Here is an 18002-nt window from a genome sequence, read left to right as displayed (position 1 = left end):
GGAACACAAGCAAGAATGGCTAAGGTATTCGCGATAGCGAACCAAAAGGGTGGTGTGGGCAAGACCACCACCTGCATCAACCTCGCAGCTTCCCTGGTCGCTACCAAGCGTCGGGTGCTGTTGATCGATCTCGATCCACAGGGCAACGCCACCATGGGTAGCGGTGTGGATAAACACGGCCTGGAAAACTCGGTCTACGACCTGCTGATCGGCGAATGCGATCTGGCCCAGGCCATGCACTACTCCGAGCACGGTGGTTACCAACTGCTGCCGGCCAACCGTGACTTGACCGCGGCCGAAGTGGTTCTGCTGGAAATGCAGATGAAGGAAAGCCGCCTGCGCAGTGCGTTGGCGCCGATCCGTGAAAACTACGATTACATTTTGATCGACTGCCCGCCGTCGCTGTCGATGCTCACGCTTAACGCACTGGTTGCGGCTGACGGGGTGATTATCCCCATGCAGTGCGAGTACTTTGCGCTCGAAGGCTTGAGTGACCTTGTGGATAACATCAAGCGCATCGCAGAACTGCTGAACCCGAACCTGAAAGTCGAAGGTCTGTTGCGGACCATGTATGACCCGCGCCTGAGCCTGATGAACGATGTTTCGGCGCAGCTCAAGGAACACTTCGGCGAGCAGCTCTACGACACAGTGATTCCGCGCAACATCCGCCTGGCCGAAGCGCCAAGCTATGGCATGCCGGCGCTGGCGTACGACAAATCATCGCGGGGCGCCATTGCCTATCTGGCATTGGCCGGCGAGATGGTTCGCCGTCAACGCAAAAACTCACGCACCGCCGCTGCTCAGGCAACTTAAGGAATCCCCATGGCCGTCAAGAAACGAGGTCTCGGACGTGGACTGGATGCACTGCTGAGTGGTTCGACTGTCAGCTCGCTGGAAGAACAAGCGGTGCAGGCCGATCAGCGTGAGCTGCAGCATCTGCCCCTGGACCTGATCCAGCGCGGCAAGTACCAGCCGCGTCGGGACATGGACCCACAGGCGCTGGAGGAGCTGGCGCAGTCGATCAAGGCCCAGGGCGTGATGCAGCCGATCGTGGTCCGTCCGATCGGCAGCGGTCGCTTCGAAATCATCGCCGGTGAACGCCGCTGGCGCGCCAGCCAGCAGGCTGGTCAGGAGACCATCCCGGCGATGGTTCGCGATGTGCCGGATGAAACCGCGATCGCCATGGCGCTGATCGAGAACATCCAGCGTGAAGACCTCAATCCGATCGAAGAAGCCGTGGCCTTGCAGCGTTTGCAGCAGGAATTCCAGCTGACACAGCAACAAGTGGCCGAAGCCGTGGGCAAATCCCGCGTGACCGTGGCCAACCTGCTACGCTTGATCGCGTTGCCGGAAGTCATCAAAACCATGCTGTCGCACGGCGACCTGGAAATGGGTCATGCCCGTGCTTTGCTCGGTTTACCGGAGAATCAACAGGTTGAAGGGGCGCGACATGTTGTCGCACGGGGGCTGACAGTGCGCCAGACTGAGGCACTGGTTCGCCAGTGGTTGAGTGGCAAACAGGAGCCTGCTGAACCGGTTAAACCGGACCCGGATATTGCTCGACTCGAACAGCGTCTGGCTGAGCGCCTAGGCTCTGCGGTGCAGATCCGCCACGGGAAAAAGGGGAAGGGGCAGCTGGTGATCGGTTACAACTCCCTCGATGAGCTTCAAGGTGTGCTTGCACACATCCGCTGAAACATTTCCTCATGTAGCGAGCAGGTGGAAATCACTACCTGACAGTTGAATAGGGGCAGAACCGCCCCTATACTCTGCGCGCATTTTGTCGGCACAAATTATGCCAAGTTATTGAATTCTGGCAGCCGATCATTGGGGAGCAAAAACGATGGAGAGCCGCACGCCAAACCGCTTGCCGTTCCATCGCCTGGCAGTTTTTCCGGTCTTACTGGCTCAATTTGTCGTTTTGGTACTGGCCGCTTTGGCGCTCTGGTACTGGCATGGAGTCGTAGCCGGGTACTCAGGACTCTGCGGAGGCCTGATAGCCTTGCTGCCCAATGTTTATTTCGCTCACAGGGCATTTCGGTTTTCCGGCGCCCGAGCAGCTCAAGCCATCGTCCGGTCTTTTTATGCCGGCGAGGCGGGCAAACTGATTTTGACGGCAGTGCTCTTTGCATTGACGTTCGCAGGTGTGAAGCCATTGGCGCCGCTAGCTGTATTCGGCGTCTTCGTGTTGACCCAACTGGTCAGCTGGTTCGCGCCCCTGCTGATGAGAACAAGACTTTCGAGACCTTAGGGCGTTTGAGGCAACCATGGCAGAAACAACCGCTTCGGGCTATATCCAGCACCACTTGCAGAACCTGACCTTCGGGCAGCACCCAACTGGCGGGTGGGGTTTTGCCCACACCGCAGCAGAAGCCAAAGAAATGGGCTTCTGGGCTTTCCACGTCGATACGCTCGGCTGGTCGGTCGCGTTGGGTCTGATCTTCGTTCTTCTTTTCCGCATGGCGGCAAAGAAGGCGACTACGGGTGTACCTGGTGCTTTGCAGAACTTCGTTGAAGTATTGGTCGAATTCGTCGATGGCAGCGTGAAAGACAGCTTCCATGGCCGTAGCCCGGTGATTGCACCGCTGGCACTGACCATCTTCGTCTGGGTCTTCCTGATGAACGCCGTCGACCTGATCCCGGTCGACTGGATTCCTCAGCTGGCCATCCTGATCACTGGCGATGCGCACATTCCGTTCCGTGCCGTATCGACCACTGACCCGAACGCTACCCTGGGCATGGCCCTGTCGGTGTTCGCGTTGATCATTTTCTACAGCATCAAGGTCAAGGGCATCGGCGGCTTCATCGGCGAACTGACCCTGCACCCGTTCGGCAGCAAGAATATCTTTCTTCAAGCCCTGCTGATTCCGGTGAACTTCCTGCTGGAGTTCGTGACGCTGATCGCCAAGCCTATCTCCCTGGCACTGCGTCTGTTCGGCAATATGTACGCCGGCGAACTGGTCTTCATTCTGATTGCTGTGATGTTCGGCAGCGGTCTGCTCTGGCTTAGCGGCCTGGGCGTAGTTCTGCAGTGGGCGTGGGCTGTGTTCCACATCCTGATCATCACCCTGCAGGCGTTTATCTTCATGATGCTGACCATCGTTTACCTGTCGATGGCGCACGAAGAAAACCATTAAGACCAGTCTCGACTGGTCTGATGTCCCACTCGGTGAAACGAGTGGGTGCCCGAACAGGGCTATGAAACGATTTGTTTTACCGCTTTAAAATCTAAAAAACCTAAACCATACGACGTAAAAGTCGGGAGGAAAGATGGAAACTGTAGTTGGTCTAACCGCTATCGCTGTTGCACTGTTGATCGGCCTGGGCGCACTGGGTACCGCAATTGGTTTCGGCCTGTTGGGCGGCAAGTTCCTGGAAGGCGCAGCGCGTCAGCCAGAAATGGTTCCAATGCTGCAAGTTAAAATGTTCATCGTTGCCGGTCTGCTCGACGCCGTGACCATGATCGGTGTTGGTATCGCTCTGTTCTTCACCTTCGCGAACCCATTCGTTGGTCAACTCGCTGGCTAATTACTCGAACCTTCGAGTAATTGGTGTGATGTGCAACGAACGAGCGAGGTGTTGGCGTGAACATTAATGCAACCCTGATTGGCCAGTCCGTTGCGTTCTTCATTTTTGTACTGTTTTGCATGAAGTTCGTGTGGCCTCCGGTCATCGCGGCTTTGCACGAACGTCAGAAGAAGATCGCGGATGGACTGGACGCTGCCGCCCGAGCAGCTCGCGACCTGGAGCTGGCCCAAGATAAAGCGGGTCAGCAACTGCGCGAAGCAAAAGCTCAGGCAGCCGAAATCATTGAGCAAGCCAAGAAACGCGGTAACCAGATCGTTGAAGAGGCTGTTGAAAAAGCCCGTATCGACGCTGACCGTGTGAAGGTTCAGGCTCAGGCCGAGATCGAGCAGGAACTGAACAGTGTCAAAGACGCGCTGCGTACCCAACTGGGTAGCCTGGCAGTCTCCGGCGCCGAGAAGATCCTGGGTTCCACAATCGATCAAAACGCGCACGCGGAGCTGGTAAACAAACTGGCTGCTGAAATTTAAGCGAGGGCGATCATGGCAGAATTGACCACGTTGGCCCGACCTTACGCTAAGGCAGCCTTCGAGCACGCCCAGGCCCACCAGCAACTGGCCTCTTGGTCAGCCATGCTCGGCCTGGCTGCAGCAGTGTCGCAAGACGACACTATGCAGCGCGTGCTCAAGGCCCCGCGACTGACGAGCGCAGACAAGGCCGCCACGTTTATTGACGTGTGCGGCGACAAGTTTGATGCCAAGGCACAGAACTTCATTCACGTCGTTGCCGAAAACGACCGTCTCCCGCTGTTGCCGGAGATTGCCGCTCTGTTTGACCTGTACAAGGCCGAACAAGAGAAATCGGTAGACGTTGAAGTGACCAGTGCTTTTGCATTGAACCAAGAACAGCAAGACAAACTCGCCAAGGTTCTCAGTGCACGACTCAACCGGGAAGTGCGCCTGCAAGTCGAGGAAGACAAATCCCTTATTGGGGGCATTGTCATCCGCGCCGGCGACCTGGTTATCGATGGCTCGGTTCGCGGCAAACTCGCGAGCCTTGCCGAAGCATTGAAATCTTGAGTTTGAAGGGGCAGCAGAGCAATGCAGCAACTCAATCCTTCCGAAATAAGTGAAATTATCAAGGGCCGCATCGACAAGCTCGACGTGACCTCCCAAGCCCGTAACGAAGGCACTGTCGTCAGCGTATCTGACGGTATCGTGCGGATTCACGGTCTGGCCGACGTCATGTACGGCGAGATGATCGAGTTTCCGGGCGGCGTCTTCGGTATGGCTCTCAACCTGGAGCAAGACTCTGTAGGTGCCGTTGTATTGGGCTCTTACCAGACTCTGGCTGAAGGCATGAGCGCCAAGTGCACTGGCCGCATCCTCGAAGTTCCGGTTGGTAAGGAACTGCTGGGTCGCGTAGTCGACGCACTGGGTAACCCTGTTGACGGCAAAGGTCCGCTGAACAACACCGAGACCGATGCGGTCGAGAAAGTTGCTCCAGGCGTGATCTGGCGTAAGTCGGTAGACCAGCCTGTACAGACTGGCTACAAGGCTGTCGATGCCATGATCCCTGTCGGCCGTGGCCAGCGTGAGCTGATCATCGGTGACCGTCAGATCGGTAAAACCGCTCTGGCGATCGACGCGATCATCAACCAGAAAGACAGCGGCATTTTCTGCGTCTACGTAGCAATCGGTCAGAAACAATCGACCATCGCCAACGTTGTTCGCAAGCTGGAAGAAAACGGCGCACTGGCTAACACCATCGTCGTGGCCGCGAGCGCTTCGGAATCTGCAGCACTGCAATTCCTGGCACCGTACTCCGGTTGCACCATGGGTGAATTCTTCCGCGACCGCGGTGAAGACGCGCTGATCGTTTATGACGATCTGTCCAAGCAAGCAGTGGCTTACCGCCAGATTTCCCTGCTGCTGCGCCGTCCACCAGGCCGTGAAGCTTACCCAGGCGACGTGTTCTATCTCCACTCCCGTCTGCTGGAGCGCGCATCCCGCGTTTCGGAAGAGTACGTAGAGAAGTTCACCAACGGCGCAGTGACCGGCAAAACCGGTTCCCTGACCGCACTGCCGATCATCGAAACCCAGGCTGGCGACGTTTCCGCGTTCGTTCCGACCAACGTGATTTCCATCACCGACGGTCAGATCTTCCTGGAATCGGCCATGTTCAACTCCGGGATCCGTCCTGCTGTGAACGCCGGTGTTTCGGTATCCCGTGTGGGTGGTGCCGCTCAGACCAAGATCATCAAGAAGCTCTCCGGTGGTATCCGTACCGCTCTGGCTCAGTACCGTGAACTGGCGGCATTCGCCCAGTTCGCTTCTGACCTGGACGAAGCGACCCGTAAGCAACTTGAGCATGGTCAGCGCGTTACCGAGCTGATGAAGCAGAAGCAATACGCACCAATGTCGATCGCTGACATGGCGCTGTCGCTGTATGCCGCTGAGCGTGGGTTCCTGACTGACGTCGAAATCGCCAAGATCGGCAGCTTTGAACAAGCGCTGATTGCTTTCTTCAACCGCGATCACGCCGATTTGATGGCGAAGATCAACGTGAAGGGTGACTTCAATGACGAAATCGACGCTGGCCTGAAAGCCGGTATCGAGAAGTTCAAGGCCACCCAAACCTGGTAAGCCGCAGCGGGAGCCGCAAGGCTCCCGCTTGCTAACCTGATAGGTGTTACATGGCAGGCGCAAAAGAGATTCGCAGTAAGATTGCGAGCATCAAAAGCACGCAAAAGATTACCAGCGCCATGGAAAAAGTGGCGGTCAGCAAAATGCGCAAGGCACAAATGCGCATGTCGGCTAGCCGTCCTTATGCGGAGCGCATCCGCCAGGTTATTGGCCATCTGGCCAACGCCAACCCGGAATATCGCCACCCGTTCATGATCGACCGTGAAGTAAAGCGCGTCGGTTACGTCGTGGTGAGCAGTGACCGTGGTCTGTGTGGTGGCTTGAACACCAACCTGTTCAAGGCCTTGGTCAAGGACATGGCGGTAAACCGCGATAACGGCGTCGAGATTGATCTGTGTGTTATTGGTAGCAAGGGTGCGGCTTTCTTCCGCAACTTCGGCGGTAACGTCGTTGCAGCTATCAGCCACCTGGGTGAAGAGCCGTCGATCAATGATCTGATTGGCAGCGTCAAGGTGATGCTGGATGCCTACCTGGACGGCCGTATTGATCGCCTGTCCGTGGTGTCCAACAAGTTCATCAACACCATGACGCAATCGCCAACCGTGGAGCAGTTGATTCCACTGGTGGCAACCCCGGAACAGGAACTCAAGCACCACTGGGATTATCTGTACGAACCGGACGCCAAAGAGCTGCTTGACGGCTTGATGGTCCGTTACGTGGAGTCGCAGGTCTACCAGGCGGTGGTCGAGAACAACGCGGCTGAACAGGCTGCGCGGATGATCGCGATGAAGAACGCTACCGACAACGCCGGTGATTTGATCAGCGATTTGCAGCTGGTCTACAACAAGGCGCGTCAGGCTGCGATCACCCAAGAGATCTCGGAAATCGTCGGCGGCGCTGCCGCGGTTTAACGGTTCAAATATTCAGAGGATCCAGCTATGAGTAGCGGACGTATCGTTCAAATCATCGGCGCCGTTATCGACGTGGAATTTCCACGCGACAGCGTACCGAGCATCTACAACGCGCTGAAAGTAGTGAGCGCGGCTGAAACCACCCTCGAAGTTCAGCAACAGCTGGGCGACGGCGTGGTTCGTACCATTGCGATGGGTTCCACCGAAGGCTTGAAGCGCGGTCTGGAAGTCACCGACTCTGGCGCTGCCATCTCCGTACCGGTCGGTAAAGCGACGCTGGGCCGGATCATGGACGTACTCGGCAACCCGATCGACGAAGCTGGCCCGATCGACACCGAAGAGCGCTGGGGCATTCACCGTCCTGCGCCAACCTTCGCTGAACAAGCGGGCGGCAACGACCTGCTGGAAACCGGCATCAAGGTTATCGACCTGGTTTGCCCGTTCGCCAAGGGTGGTAAAGTCGGTCTGTTCGGTGGTGCCGGTGTAGGCAAAACCGTAAACATGATGGAACTGATCCGTAACATCGCCATCGAGCACAGCGGTTATTCCGTGTTCGCCGGTGTGGGTGAGCGTACTCGTGAGGGTAACGACTTCTACCACGAGATGAAGGATTCCAACGTTCTGGACAAAGTGGCACTGGTTTACGGTCAGATGAACGAGCCGCCGGGTAACCGTCTGCGCGTAGCACTGACCGGCCTGACCATGGCCGAGAAGTTCCGTGACGAAGGTAACGACGTTCTGCTGTTCGTCGACAACATCTATCGTTACACCCTGGCCGGTACTGAAGTATCCGCACTGCTGGGCCGTATGCCTTCCGCAGTAGGTTACCAGCCGACCCTGGCCGAAGAGATGGGTACTCTGCAAGAGCGTATCACTTCGACCAAAAACGGTTCGATCACCTCGATCCAGGCGGTATACGTACCGGCGGATGACTTGACTGACCCGTCGCCAGCGACCACCTTCGCCCACTTGGACGCCACCGTCGTTCTGTCCCGTGACATCGCTTCCCTGGGTATCTACCCAGCGGTCGATCCACTCGACTCGACTTCGCGCCAGCTGGACCCGAACGTAATCGGCCAGGACCACTACGACACCGCTCGCGGCGTACAGTATGTTCTGCAACGTTACAAAGAACTGAAGGACATCATTGCGATCCTGGGTATGGACGAGCTGTCGGAAGCCGACAAGCAGTTGGTAAACCGTGCTCGTAAGATCCAGCGTTTCTTGTCGCAGCCGTTCTTCGTGGCTGAAGTCTTCACCGGTGCATCGGGTAAATACGTTTCCCTGAAAGACACCATTGCTGGCTTCAAAGGCATCCTCAACGGTGACTACGACCACCTGCCAGAACAAGCGTTCTACATGGTCGGCGGCATCGAAGAAGCGATCGAGAAAGCCAAGAAACTGTAATCCCGGCGCCCGGCAACGGGCGCTAATTTAGGTTGAGGCAATCAGATGGCTATGACAGTCCATTGCGATATCGTCAGCGCGGAAGGGGAAATCTTTTCCGGCTTGGTCGAGATGGTGGTTGCGCACGGTGCACTGGGTGATCTTGGTATCGCCCTGGGTCACGCGCCGCTGATCACTAATCTCAAACCGGGCCCGATCCGCCTGGTCAAGCAGGGCGGGGAAGAGGAGGTGTTTTACATCTCCGGTGGTTTCCTCGAGGTTCAGCCGAACATGGTCAAGGTGCTTGCCGACACTGTGCAACGTGCTGCCGACCTGGACGAAGCCTCCGCTCAGGAAGCCGTTAAGGCTGCCGAGAAGGCCTTGCATGACCGTGGTGCAGAATTCGATTACGGTTCTGCTGCCGCACGTCTGGCCGAGGCTGCAGCTCAGCTGCGCACCGTCCAGCAGATCCGCAAGAAGTTTGGCCACTAATAGGCCATTGTTTGTTGCGCGATTGATTAAAAAGGGTAGCCTCGGCTACCCTTTTTTCTTTTCCGATTTTCATAACCTGGTCGCAGCCGCTGACCACCCAGGATTGGTAGCCAGTCATGTCTCTTGAAATCGTTATACTCGCTGCCGGCCAAGGCACTCGCATGCGTTCGGCGTTGCCAAAAGTCCTGCACCCGATTGCCGGCAATTCGATGCTTGGCCATGTTATCCACAGCGCCCGGCAACTTGATCCACAGCGCATCCACGTGGTGATTGGTCATGGCGCCGAAGCGGTGCGCGAGCGCCTGGCGGCAGACGATCTGAATTTCGTCCTGCAGGACAAACAGCTGGGTACCGGTCATGCGGTGGCTCAGGCCGTACCGTTCATCGAGTCCGACACCGTGTTGATCCTGTACGGTGACGTACCGTTGATTGAAGTCGAAACCCTGCAACGTTTGCTCAAGAAAGTCGCACCGCAGCAACTGGGCTTGCTCACCGTTGAGCTTGAAGACCCGACCGGTTACGGCCGCATCGTCCGCGATGCCGCGGGCAAGGTCACGGCGATCGTCGAGCAGAAAGATGCCAACGAAACCGAGCGCGCAATCACCGAAGGCAACACCGGCATTCTGGCGCTGCCTTTTGCGCAACTGGGCGGCTGGATGAGCCGTCTCTCCAACAACAATGCCCAGGGCGAGTACTACCTGACCGACGTGATTGCTATGGCGGTCAGCGATGGTCTGGTGGTGGCCACCGAGCAACCCCATGACGCCATGGAAGTGCAGGGCGCCAACGATCGCAAGCAGCTTTCCGAACTCGAACGTCACTATCAATTGCGTGCCGGTCGCCGTTTGATGGCTCAAGGCGTGACCTTGCGTGACCCGGCACGCTTCGACGTGCGTGGTGAAGTCACCGTCGGCCGCGACGTGCTGATCGATATCAACGTGATCCTCGAAGGCAACGTCGTCATTGAAGATGACGTGGTGATCGGCCCGAACTGTGTGATCAAGGACAGCACCCTGCGCAAAGGCGTGGTGATCAAGGCCAACAGCCATATCGAAGGCGCGATCCTGGGTGAAGGCAGCGATGCCGGTCCATTCGCACGCCTTCGCCCGGGTACGGTGCTTGAGGCGCGCGCGCATGTGGGTAACTTTGTCGAGCTGAAAAACGCTCATCTGGGTGAAGGCGCCAAGGCCGGTCACCTGACTTACCTGGGTGACGCTGAAATCGGCGCGCGTACCAACATTGGCGCGGGCACCATCACCTGCAACTACGACGGTGCCAACAAATGGAAAACCGTGCTGGGTGAAGATGTGTTCATCGGTTCCAACAACTCGTTGGTGGCGCCTGTGGATATCTCTTCCGGTGCGACGACGGCAGCTGGTTCGACCATCACCCAGAATGTGGATAACGCACAGTTGGCGGTGGGTCGGGCACGTCAGAAGAACATTGATGGCTGGAAACGGCCGGTGAAGATCAAAAAGAGCTGAGTTATCCACAGCGCTTTCGGCGGTCTTGAGATCGCCTTCGCGGGCAAGTCGGATCGCCGCCCGCTCGCTCCTACAAGTTTTCAGGTGTTCACATAATGTGTGAACGACGCTGAACCGTAGGAGCGAGCGGGCGGCGATCCGACTTGCCCGCGAAGCTTTTTATCTACAGATATTTTTTCGCATCCTGCTTGACGAAGTTTCGCCAATAGGTTTTGATTGCTTCCGTTATCTTTCGAATCGAAACTTACCCGCTCATGTCGAAACGCAATACACCTCAGCGTCGCCACAATATCCTCGCCTTGCTCACTGAACAGGGCGAAGTCAGTGTGGATGAGCTGGCCAAGCGCTTCGAAACTTCGGAAGTTACGGTTCGCAAGGATTTGGCCGCGCTCGAAAGTAATGGCCTGTTGCTGCGCCGTTATGGCGGAGCGATCACCATGCCTCAGGAACTGGTCGCCGACATCGGCCAACCGGTCTCCAAATACAAGCAAGCCATTGCCCGCGCCGCCGTTACGCGGATTCGCGAGCATGCGCGGATCATCATTGACAGCGGCAGCACCACCGCTGCCATGATTCCGGAACTCGGCCAGCAGCCGGGGCTGGTGGTGATGACCAATTCCCTGCACGTTGCCAATGCATTGAGCGAACTCGAACACGAACCGGTGCTGTTGATGACCGGTGGCACCTGGGACCCGCATTCCGAGTCCTTTCAGGGGCAGGTCGCCGAGCAGGTACTACGTTCTTACGATTTCGACCAGTTGTTCATCGGTGCCGATGGCATCGATCTGGTTCGCGGTACCACCACCTTCAATGAATTGCTGGGTCTGAGCCGAGTCATGGCTGACGTCACCCGTGAAGTGATCGTAATGGTGGAGGCCGACAAGATCGGCCGCAAGATTCCCAACCTGGAACTGCCCTGGAGCAGCGTCCATACCCTTATTACCGATGAACGCCTGCCGGTTGCGGCACGCGATCAGATTCAAGCCCGCGGCGTCAATTTGATTTGCGCGGCTGTCAGTCAGGAGAAATAGCATGTGTGGAATTGTCGGGGCAGTCGCAGAACGTAACATCACCGCCATCCTGCTCGAAGGCCTCAAGCGCCTGGAATACCGTGGCTATGACAGCGCCGGTGTGGCGGTCTTCACCAACGACGAAAAGCTTGAGCGCATGCGTCGTCCGGGCAAGGTCAGCGAGCTGGAAATCGCCCTTGAAGCCGAACCGCTGGTCGGTCGCCTCGGCATCGCCCACACCCGTTGGGCCACTCACGGTGCGCCGTGCGAGCGCAATGCGCACCCGCATTTCTCCGGCGACCTGGCCGTGGTGCACAACGGCATCATCGAAAACCACGAAGCCCTGCGCGAACAGCTGAAAGCTCTGGGTTACGTGTTCACTTCGGACACCGACACTGAAGTCATCGCTCACCTGCTGAACCACAAACTCAAGGATCTGCGCGATCTGACCGTGGCCCTCAAAGCCACTGTTAAAGAGCTGCACGGCGCTTATGGTCTGGCCGTTATCAGCGCCGATCAACCGGATCGCCTGGTGGCAGCTCGCAGCGGCAGCCCATTGGTTATCGGTCTGGGCCTGGGTGAAAACTTCCTCGCTTCCGATCAGTTGGCCCTGCGTCAGGTCACCGACCGCTTCATGTACCTGGAAGAAGGCGATATTGCCGAAATTCGCCGCGACAGCGTGCACATCTGGGACGTGAAAGGCCAAGCCGTCGAGCGTGAAACCGTGCAGTATCGTGACGGCGCCGAAGCGGCCGATAAAGGCGAATACCGCCACTTCATGCTCAAGGAAATCCACGAGCAACCGGCCGTGGTTCAACGCACCCTCGAAGGTCGTCTGAGCCCGAATGGTGTGCTGGTACAAGCTTTCGGCCCACAGGCCGCGGAGCTGTTCGCCAAAGTACGCAACGTGCAGATCGTCGCCTGCGGCACCAGCTACCACGCCGGTATGGTTGCTCGTTACTGGTTGGAAGAATTGGCCGGTATCCCGTGCCAGGTCGAAGTGGCCAGCGAATTCCGCTACCGCAAAGTCGTGGTGCAGCCGAACACCCTGTTCGTCACCATCTCCCAGTCCGGCGAAACCGCCGACACCCTGGCCGCCCTGCGCAACGCCAAGGAATTGGGCTACCTCGCCAGCCTGGCAATCTGCAACGTCGGCATCAGCTCGCTGGTGCGTGAATCCGACCTGACCCTGCTGACCCAGGCCGGTCGCGAAATCGGCGTGGCCTCGACCAAAGCGTTCACCACCCAATTGGTCGGCCTGTTGTTGCTGACCCTGTCTCTGGGCCAGGTTCGCGGCACATTGGCCAATGGCGTCGAAGCCACCCTGGTTGAAGAACTGCGTCGTCTGCCAACCCGCCTGGGCGAAGCCCTGGCCATGGACAGCACCGTGGAGAAAATCGCCGAGCTGTTCGCCGAGAAGAACCACACCCTGTTCCTCGGTCGTGGCGCGCAATTCCCGGTAGCGATGGAAGGGGCCCTGAAACTCAAGGAAATCTCCTACATCCACGCTGAAGCCTACCCGGCGGGCGAACTGAAGCACGGCCCGTTGGCGCTTGTGGATAACGACATGCCCGTGGTCACCGTGGCGCCGAACAACGAACTGCTGGAGAAGCTGAAGTCCAACCTCCAGGAAGTCCGCGCCCGTGGCGGCCAGTTGATCGTCTTCGCAGACGAAAAGGCTGGCATGACCAATGGCGAAGGCACCCACGTTGTCCACATGCCGCACATCCACGACATCCTGTCGCCGATCCTCTACACCATCCCGCTGCAGTTGCTGTCGTATTACGTCGCAGTGTTGAAAGGCACGGACGTTGATCAGCCGCGGAACCTGGCAAAGTCTGTGACGGTGGAATAAGTTATCCACAGCTGACTGAACACTAAAAATCGCAGCCTTTGGTTGCGATTTTTTTTATCCGAATGAAGGACATTGCCCCATGGACAGATTCCAGGAAATGCAGGTCTTCGCCGCCGTCGCCCAGGACCAAGGCTTCTCAGCGGCAGCCCGGCGTTTGGGGATGTCGGCCGCCAGCGTGACCCGGGCGGTGGCGGCGCTCGAGAAGCGCATTGGCACGCAGTTGCTCACCCGTACCACCCGCAGCGTGCATTTGAGCGAGGCGGGGCAGCGTTTTCTGGAAGATTGTCGGAGGATTCTCGCCGAGGTGCAGGAAGCGGAAGATTCGGCTGCCGGCAGTCACGCCCAGCCCCGTGGGCAACTGACAATCACCGCGCCGGTGTTGTTCGGTGAGTTATTCGTTACGCCGCTCACGGTGGGTTACCTCAATCAGTTTCCTGAAGTCACCATCAATGCGCTGCTCGTCGACCGGGTTGTCAGCATGGTCGAGGAGGGCATCGATGTGGCGGTGCGCATCGGTGAGTTGCCGGACAGCAACCAACATGCGATTCGTGTGGGCGAGGTGCGGCGGGTGATTTGCGCTTCTCCGGCGTTTCTGGCGAGCCGTGGCAAGCCTCGCCACCCTAATGATTTGAATGGGGCGCCGATTATCGCCACCTCATCCATTGGCCAACTGAGAACCTGGCCGTTCCTTGAGACGGGGGAGCCATTGAGCGTACGCCCGGAGCCGCGACTCGTGGTCACGGCCAATCAAGCAGCCATTACCGCCGCGTGCATGGGACTGGGCCTGACCCGAGTCTTGTCGTATCAAGTGGCGAGCAAGGTGGCTTCCGGTGAGCTGGAAGTTGTTCTGGCTGACTACGAACTGCCGCCATTGCCCATTCATGTGGTTTACCAGGGAGGTCGCAAGGCTCCGGTACGGGTTCGCAGTTTTGTGGACTTTGCGGTGAGGGCGTTGCGTGAGCACCCGGCCCTGCACGGCTGACGGTTTATTGCGCTGTTTGAAATAATGGATTGCGTTTGCTGGTTATTCTGTTGTTTTGGTTGATGACGGAAGATAGCTTCCATCGGCGCTGATCTTCCCTGAACGGCGCCACTACCCAGCGGAGTCGACCATGCAAGCCATCAAACTCTACAACTTCCCGCGCTCTGGCCACGCTCACCGTGTGGAGCTGATGTTGTCCCTGCTGCAACTGCCGACCGAGCTGATCTTTGTCGATCTGGCCAAAGGCGCGCACAAGCAGCCGGATTATCTGGCACTCAATCTGTTAGGTCAGGTGCCGGCGATTGATGATCAAGGCGTTGTGCTGGCCGATTCCAACGCGATCCTGGTTTATCTGGCGCAGAAATACGGCAACGGTCGCTGGCTGCCCACCGATCCGATCGGTGCGGCCAGGGTTCAGCGCTGGTTGTCGATCGCCGCCGGGCCGATTGCCTTTGGCCCGGCAAGAGCAAGGCTGATCACAGTGTTTGGTGCGCCTTACAACGCTGAAGAGATAATCGCCTACTCCCACACCTGGCTCAAACTAATCGATCAGGAACTGGCCGCGACCCACTACCTTGTCGGCAACGAGCCGACCATCGCCGATGTCTCGGCCTACAGCTACATCGCCCATGCTCCCGAAGGTAACGTGTCGCTGGACGACTACGCCAACATCCGCGCCTGGCTGGCGCGCATCGAAGCCTTGCCAGGGTTTGTCGGCATGCCGCGCACCGTCGCCGGCTTGCAAAAAACTGCCTGATGCTCACGGCCCGACTCAGTCGGGCCGTTTTGGTTGCGCGATGAGCGCAGGGGAGAAGCCGTTATGGACCGTTCACCTTGGCACGCTGGTGAGAAACAGTTGCAGGCTCACGTGGGTGTGGCCGAGCGAATGGACACATTAGGCCGTAGGGTGATTCGCGGCGAGATGCCGGATCAGCACCGCCAGTTCTATCAGCAATTGCCGTTCATGCTGTACGGCGCGGTGGATGCTGACGGCAACCCTTGGGCCAGTATTCTGGAAGGGACGCCGGGTTTTGCTCATTCTCCAGCGCCTGCGCTGTTGCAGTTCGCCAGCCTGCCCGGCAGCGACGACCCTGCGCAGTTGCAAGAAGGCGCGGCAATCGGACTGCTCGGTATCGAGCTGCACACCCGTCGTCGCAACCGTATGAATGGCCGAGTGGGCGCTGTCACCGCGGACGGCTTCGGGGTGACGGTGGAGCAGTCTTTCGGCAATTGCCCGCAATTCATTCAACTGCGCCAGTTTCGCTCGGTGCCCTTGGCGGATCCGGGGACCCGTGTCGCGCAGCACCTCAATGTGTTGGATGACGCGGCCCAAGCGATGATCGCCGGCGCCGATACCTTCTTTGTCGCCAGTTATGTGGACGTCGATGGCCAACGCTCGGTGGACGTTTCCCATCGGGGAGGCCAGGCCGGTTTCGTACAAGTGGAAGGCAATCGCCTGACCATCCCGGACTTCGCCGGCAACCTGTTCTTCAATACTTTGGGCAACCTGCTGATCAACCCTCGAGCCGGTTTGTTGTTCATCGATTTCAATACGGGCGACCTGCTGCACCTCAGCGGCCGCACGCAAGTCATCCTCGAAGGCCCGCAGGTCGAAGCCTTTCAAGGGGCCGAGCGCTTGTGGACCTTCGAAGTGGAGCGCGTGGTGCGCCGGCCTGCGGCACTGGCCTTGCGCTGGCGCTTTGACGGCGTGTCACCCACCAGTTTGATGACTGGCACCTGGGCGCAGGCGAATGCACGCCTGCAAGCCAAGGCCCTGGGCGATCACTGGAGGCCGCTGCGGGTGACGCGCATCGAACAGGAAAGCCACAACATCCGTTCGATCTATCTGGAGCCTGCCGATGACGCCGGGTTGCCGGTGTTTCAGGCCGGGCAGCATTTGCCCCTGCGATTCAACATTGCGAGCGATGTGCATATCCGCACGTACAGCCTGTCGAGCGCGCCGTCCGATGACTTTTTCCGTATCAGTGTGAAGCGTGAAGGGTTGGTGTCTTCGCATCTGCATGAGCAGATCGGTGTCGGCGATGTGCTGGAAGCCCGGGCGCCTCAGGGGCATTTCACCGTGGCGGCCAATGAGCGTCGGCCGCTGGTGCTGCTGGCTGCCGGTGTCGGCATCACACCGCTGCTGTCGATGGTGCGTGAGGTGGTTTATCAAGGCCTGCGCACGCGGAGCATTCGGCCCACCTGGTTTTTCCAGAGTTCGCGAACCTTGGCCGATCAACCGTTTCGTCCTGAACTGGACCGCTTGCTTCATGGGTTGGGTGACGCGGTGCGCGTGCTGCGGTTGCTCAGTCAGCCGGAACCAGACGCCCTGGAGGGTGAAGATTTTGACCTGACCGGGCGCATCGACGCCGACCTGCTCAAGACGATTCTTGAGGTGGAAGACTACGACCAGGTGGACTTTGTCCTCTGCGGCCCGGGCAGTTTTACCCAGGGTCTGTACGACAAACTGCGGGATCTGGACATTCGCGACGCAAGGATTCATGCCGAAACCTTTGGCCCGTCGACGCTGCGGCGCACGCCGGACCCGGACGCCATGGTCATCGAGCAACCACCGGCCGCTACCGTTTCAGTGCCCGTCGTGTTCCAGCGCTCCGCGAAAGAGGCGCGCTGGCAGCCCGATGGCGGCAGTTTGCTGGAGTTGGCGGAAAGCCGCGGATTGCGCCCGGAATTCAGCTGCCGCGGCGGTTCCTGCGGGACCTGCAAGACCCGGCTGATCAGCGGGGAGGTGAGTTATCCACAGCCCCCGACGGAGGTGCCTGATGCTGGAGAGGTGCTGATTTGTTGCGCGGTGCCGGCGCAAGGGTCGCAGCCGTTAGTGCTGGATCTGTAACCAATCCGGAAAGCACAGGCGACCCCCTGTAGGAGCGAGGCTTGCCCGCGAAGGCGGTGTGTCAGACAACCTCCATGTTGAATGTTAAACAGCCTTCGCGAGCAAGCCCGCTCCCACATTTGATCTCCGTCGACCTGAAAATATGTGCGAACGTCCTACAAACTTGAGCGTTCCGGGGACGATTCCGACACGTTCTATCGGCTGTCGTGTCGGAAGCCGGGGGGATAGGCTTTGGGGGTCGCTGCACATCAGCGACCGGGCGTCGCAGTCCGTTCAGTTCATTTGGTGCATAATCGCCGGCCCAAACCACAGCGCTTCGGTGCTAGTTGTTTGCTTGATGGTGGCTGTGCGCGGGATACCTTCGGGTATGCCGAGTTTCCGAATGGCTCGGTCAGCGACCCCGCGTACAGCTGCCTCCTTCACATCGCGTCGCAGCGATCAGGGCAGCCAAACCTTTCATTCGGAGTGTCACCATGTTCAAAGAAACACCCAATCCCCCGGAAACCGACGACGTTTCCCCCTACGAATCCATCGATTCCAAAAAACTCAACGAAGCCGCCGAGCGCGCGTTGGATCACTACCTCAACCCGTCCGCCCTCAAGTCCCCCGTGGCCCGCAAGGCAAGCACGATGTTCATGATCGCGCCGGATATCAAAGACGAAGACCTGTTGGCCCACACCTGTGAATCGTTGGCCCAGGCCAGTGTGATGGCGAGTGATTTTGCGGGGTATCTGGAAGGGCCGCACCGGCACACGGCGATGGCGATTCAACAGATCGTCATGCTGGCGGAACTGGCGGTGAACCGGATGCTGGATAACGTTGCCGTACCAAAACCCGCGCCACACAGCTGAACTACTGTGG

Annotated in this window: 18 protein-coding genes; all 18 read left to right on the top strand. The window is 58.4% G+C overall.

Annotated elements, in window-relative coordinates:
* Window positions 1-15: 15 nt before the first annotated feature.
* The 18 genes from EYC95_RS02985 to EYC95_RS02895 all read left to right on the top strand — a co-directional run bounded on the left by EYC95_RS02985 (window position 16) and on the right by EYC95_RS02895 (window position 17992).
* The gene (locus EYC95_RS02985; RefSeq protein ID WP_008155709.1) at window positions 16-813 is read left to right on the top strand and encodes a ParA family protein; all 798 of its coding nucleotides are present in this window, start codon (window positions 16-18) and stop codon (window positions 811-813) included.
* Between the two features lie 9 nt (window positions 814-822).
* Window positions 823-1695 (top strand): ParB/RepB/Spo0J family partition protein, encoded by an 873-nt coding sequence (locus EYC95_RS02980; protein ID WP_131059035.1) that lies wholly within the window; start codon window positions 823-825, stop codon window positions 1693-1695.
* Between the two features lie 148 nt (window positions 1696-1843).
* On the top strand, window positions 1844-2251 hold the full coding sequence (locus EYC95_RS02975; protein WP_007948092.1) for a F0F1 ATP synthase subunit I: 408 nt from the start codon (window positions 1844-1846) through the stop codon (window positions 2249-2251).
* Window positions 2252-2267: 16 nt separating this feature from the next.
* Window positions 2268-3137, top strand: a complete 870-nt coding sequence (gene atpB, locus EYC95_RS02970) for a F0F1 ATP synthase subunit A (RefSeq protein WP_131059034.1) — start codon at window positions 2268-2270, stop codon at window positions 3135-3137.
* A gap of 133 nt (window positions 3138-3270) precedes the next feature.
* Window positions 3271-3528, top strand: coding sequence for a F0F1 ATP synthase subunit C (gene atpE, locus EYC95_RS02965; RefSeq protein WP_002555987.1), 258 nt, complete (start codon window positions 3271-3273; stop codon window positions 3526-3528).
* Between the two features lie 56 nt (window positions 3529-3584).
* The gene (locus EYC95_RS02960; protein WP_131059033.1) at window positions 3585-4055 is read left to right on the top strand and encodes a F0F1 ATP synthase subunit B; all 471 of its coding nucleotides are present in this window, start codon (window positions 3585-3587) and stop codon (window positions 4053-4055) included.
* A gap of 12 nt (window positions 4056-4067) precedes the next feature.
* On the top strand, window positions 4068-4604 hold the full coding sequence (locus tag EYC95_RS02955; protein ID WP_109626976.1) for a F0F1 ATP synthase subunit delta: 537 nt from the start codon (window positions 4068-4070) through the stop codon (window positions 4602-4604).
* Window positions 4605-4625: 21 nt separating this feature from the next.
* Window positions 4626-6170, top strand: coding sequence for a F0F1 ATP synthase subunit alpha (atpA, locus tag EYC95_RS02950; RefSeq protein WP_131059032.1), 1545 nt, complete (start codon window positions 4626-4628; stop codon window positions 6168-6170).
* 50 nt (window positions 6171-6220) lie between these two features.
* On the top strand, window positions 6221-7081 hold the full coding sequence (gene atpG / locus EYC95_RS02945; protein WP_131059031.1) for a F0F1 ATP synthase subunit gamma: 861 nt from the start codon (window positions 6221-6223) through the stop codon (window positions 7079-7081).
* 27 nt (window positions 7082-7108) lie between these two features.
* The gene (gene atpD / locus EYC95_RS02940) at window positions 7109-8488 is read left to right on the top strand and encodes a F0F1 ATP synthase subunit beta (RefSeq protein ID WP_008155715.1); all 1380 of its coding nucleotides are present in this window, start codon (window positions 7109-7111) and stop codon (window positions 8486-8488) included.
* 45 nt (window positions 8489-8533) lie between these two features.
* On the top strand, window positions 8534-8959 hold the full coding sequence (locus tag EYC95_RS02935; protein WP_131059030.1) for a F0F1 ATP synthase subunit epsilon: 426 nt from the start codon (window positions 8534-8536) through the stop codon (window positions 8957-8959).
* 116 nt (window positions 8960-9075) lie between these two features.
* Window positions 9076-10443, top strand: coding sequence for a bifunctional UDP-N-acetylglucosamine diphosphorylase/glucosamine-1-phosphate N-acetyltransferase GlmU (gene glmU, locus EYC95_RS02930; protein WP_131059029.1), 1368 nt, complete (start codon window positions 9076-9078; stop codon window positions 10441-10443).
* 254 nt (window positions 10444-10697) lie between these two features.
* The gene (locus EYC95_RS02925) at window positions 10698-11474 is read left to right on the top strand and encodes a DeoR/GlpR family DNA-binding transcription regulator (protein ID WP_131059028.1); all 777 of its coding nucleotides are present in this window, start codon (window positions 10698-10700) and stop codon (window positions 11472-11474) included.
* Between the two features lies 1 nt (window position 11475).
* Window positions 11476-13308, top strand: a complete 1833-nt coding sequence (gene glmS, locus EYC95_RS02920; RefSeq protein ID WP_131059027.1) for a glutamine--fructose-6-phosphate transaminase (isomerizing) — start codon at window positions 11476-11478, stop codon at window positions 13306-13308.
* A 79-nt stretch (window positions 13309-13387) separates the two neighbouring features.
* Entirely contained in the window at window positions 13388-14290 is a 903-nt protein-coding gene (locus EYC95_RS02915; RefSeq protein WP_131059026.1) for a LysR family transcriptional regulator, read from the top strand.
* A gap of 130 nt (window positions 14291-14420) precedes the next feature.
* Window positions 14421-15047 (top strand): glutathione S-transferase family protein, encoded by a 627-nt coding sequence (locus tag EYC95_RS02910; RefSeq protein ID WP_131059025.1) that lies wholly within the window; start codon window positions 14421-14423, stop codon window positions 15045-15047.
* Between the two features lie 63 nt (window positions 15048-15110).
* Window positions 15111-17141, top strand: a complete 2031-nt coding sequence (locus EYC95_RS02905; RefSeq protein ID WP_131059024.1) for a pyridoxamine 5'-phosphate oxidase family protein — start codon at window positions 15111-15113, stop codon at window positions 17139-17141.
* 473 nt (window positions 17142-17614) lie between these two features.
* Complete coding sequence (locus tag EYC95_RS02895) at window positions 17615-17992, top strand: DUF6124 family protein (protein WP_131059023.1); 378 nt, start codon at window positions 17615-17617, stop codon at window positions 17990-17992.
* Window positions 17993-18002: the final 10 nt, after the last annotated feature.

The sequence above is a fragment of the Pseudomonas sp. BGI-2 genome, from assembly GCF_004310295.1.
Taxonomy (GTDB): Bacteria; Pseudomonadota; Gammaproteobacteria; order Pseudomonadales; family Pseudomonadaceae; genus Aquipseudomonas.
The sequence above is the reverse complement of the archived record's forward strand: the minus strand, read 5'-3'. Positions and strand labels throughout refer to the sequence as shown.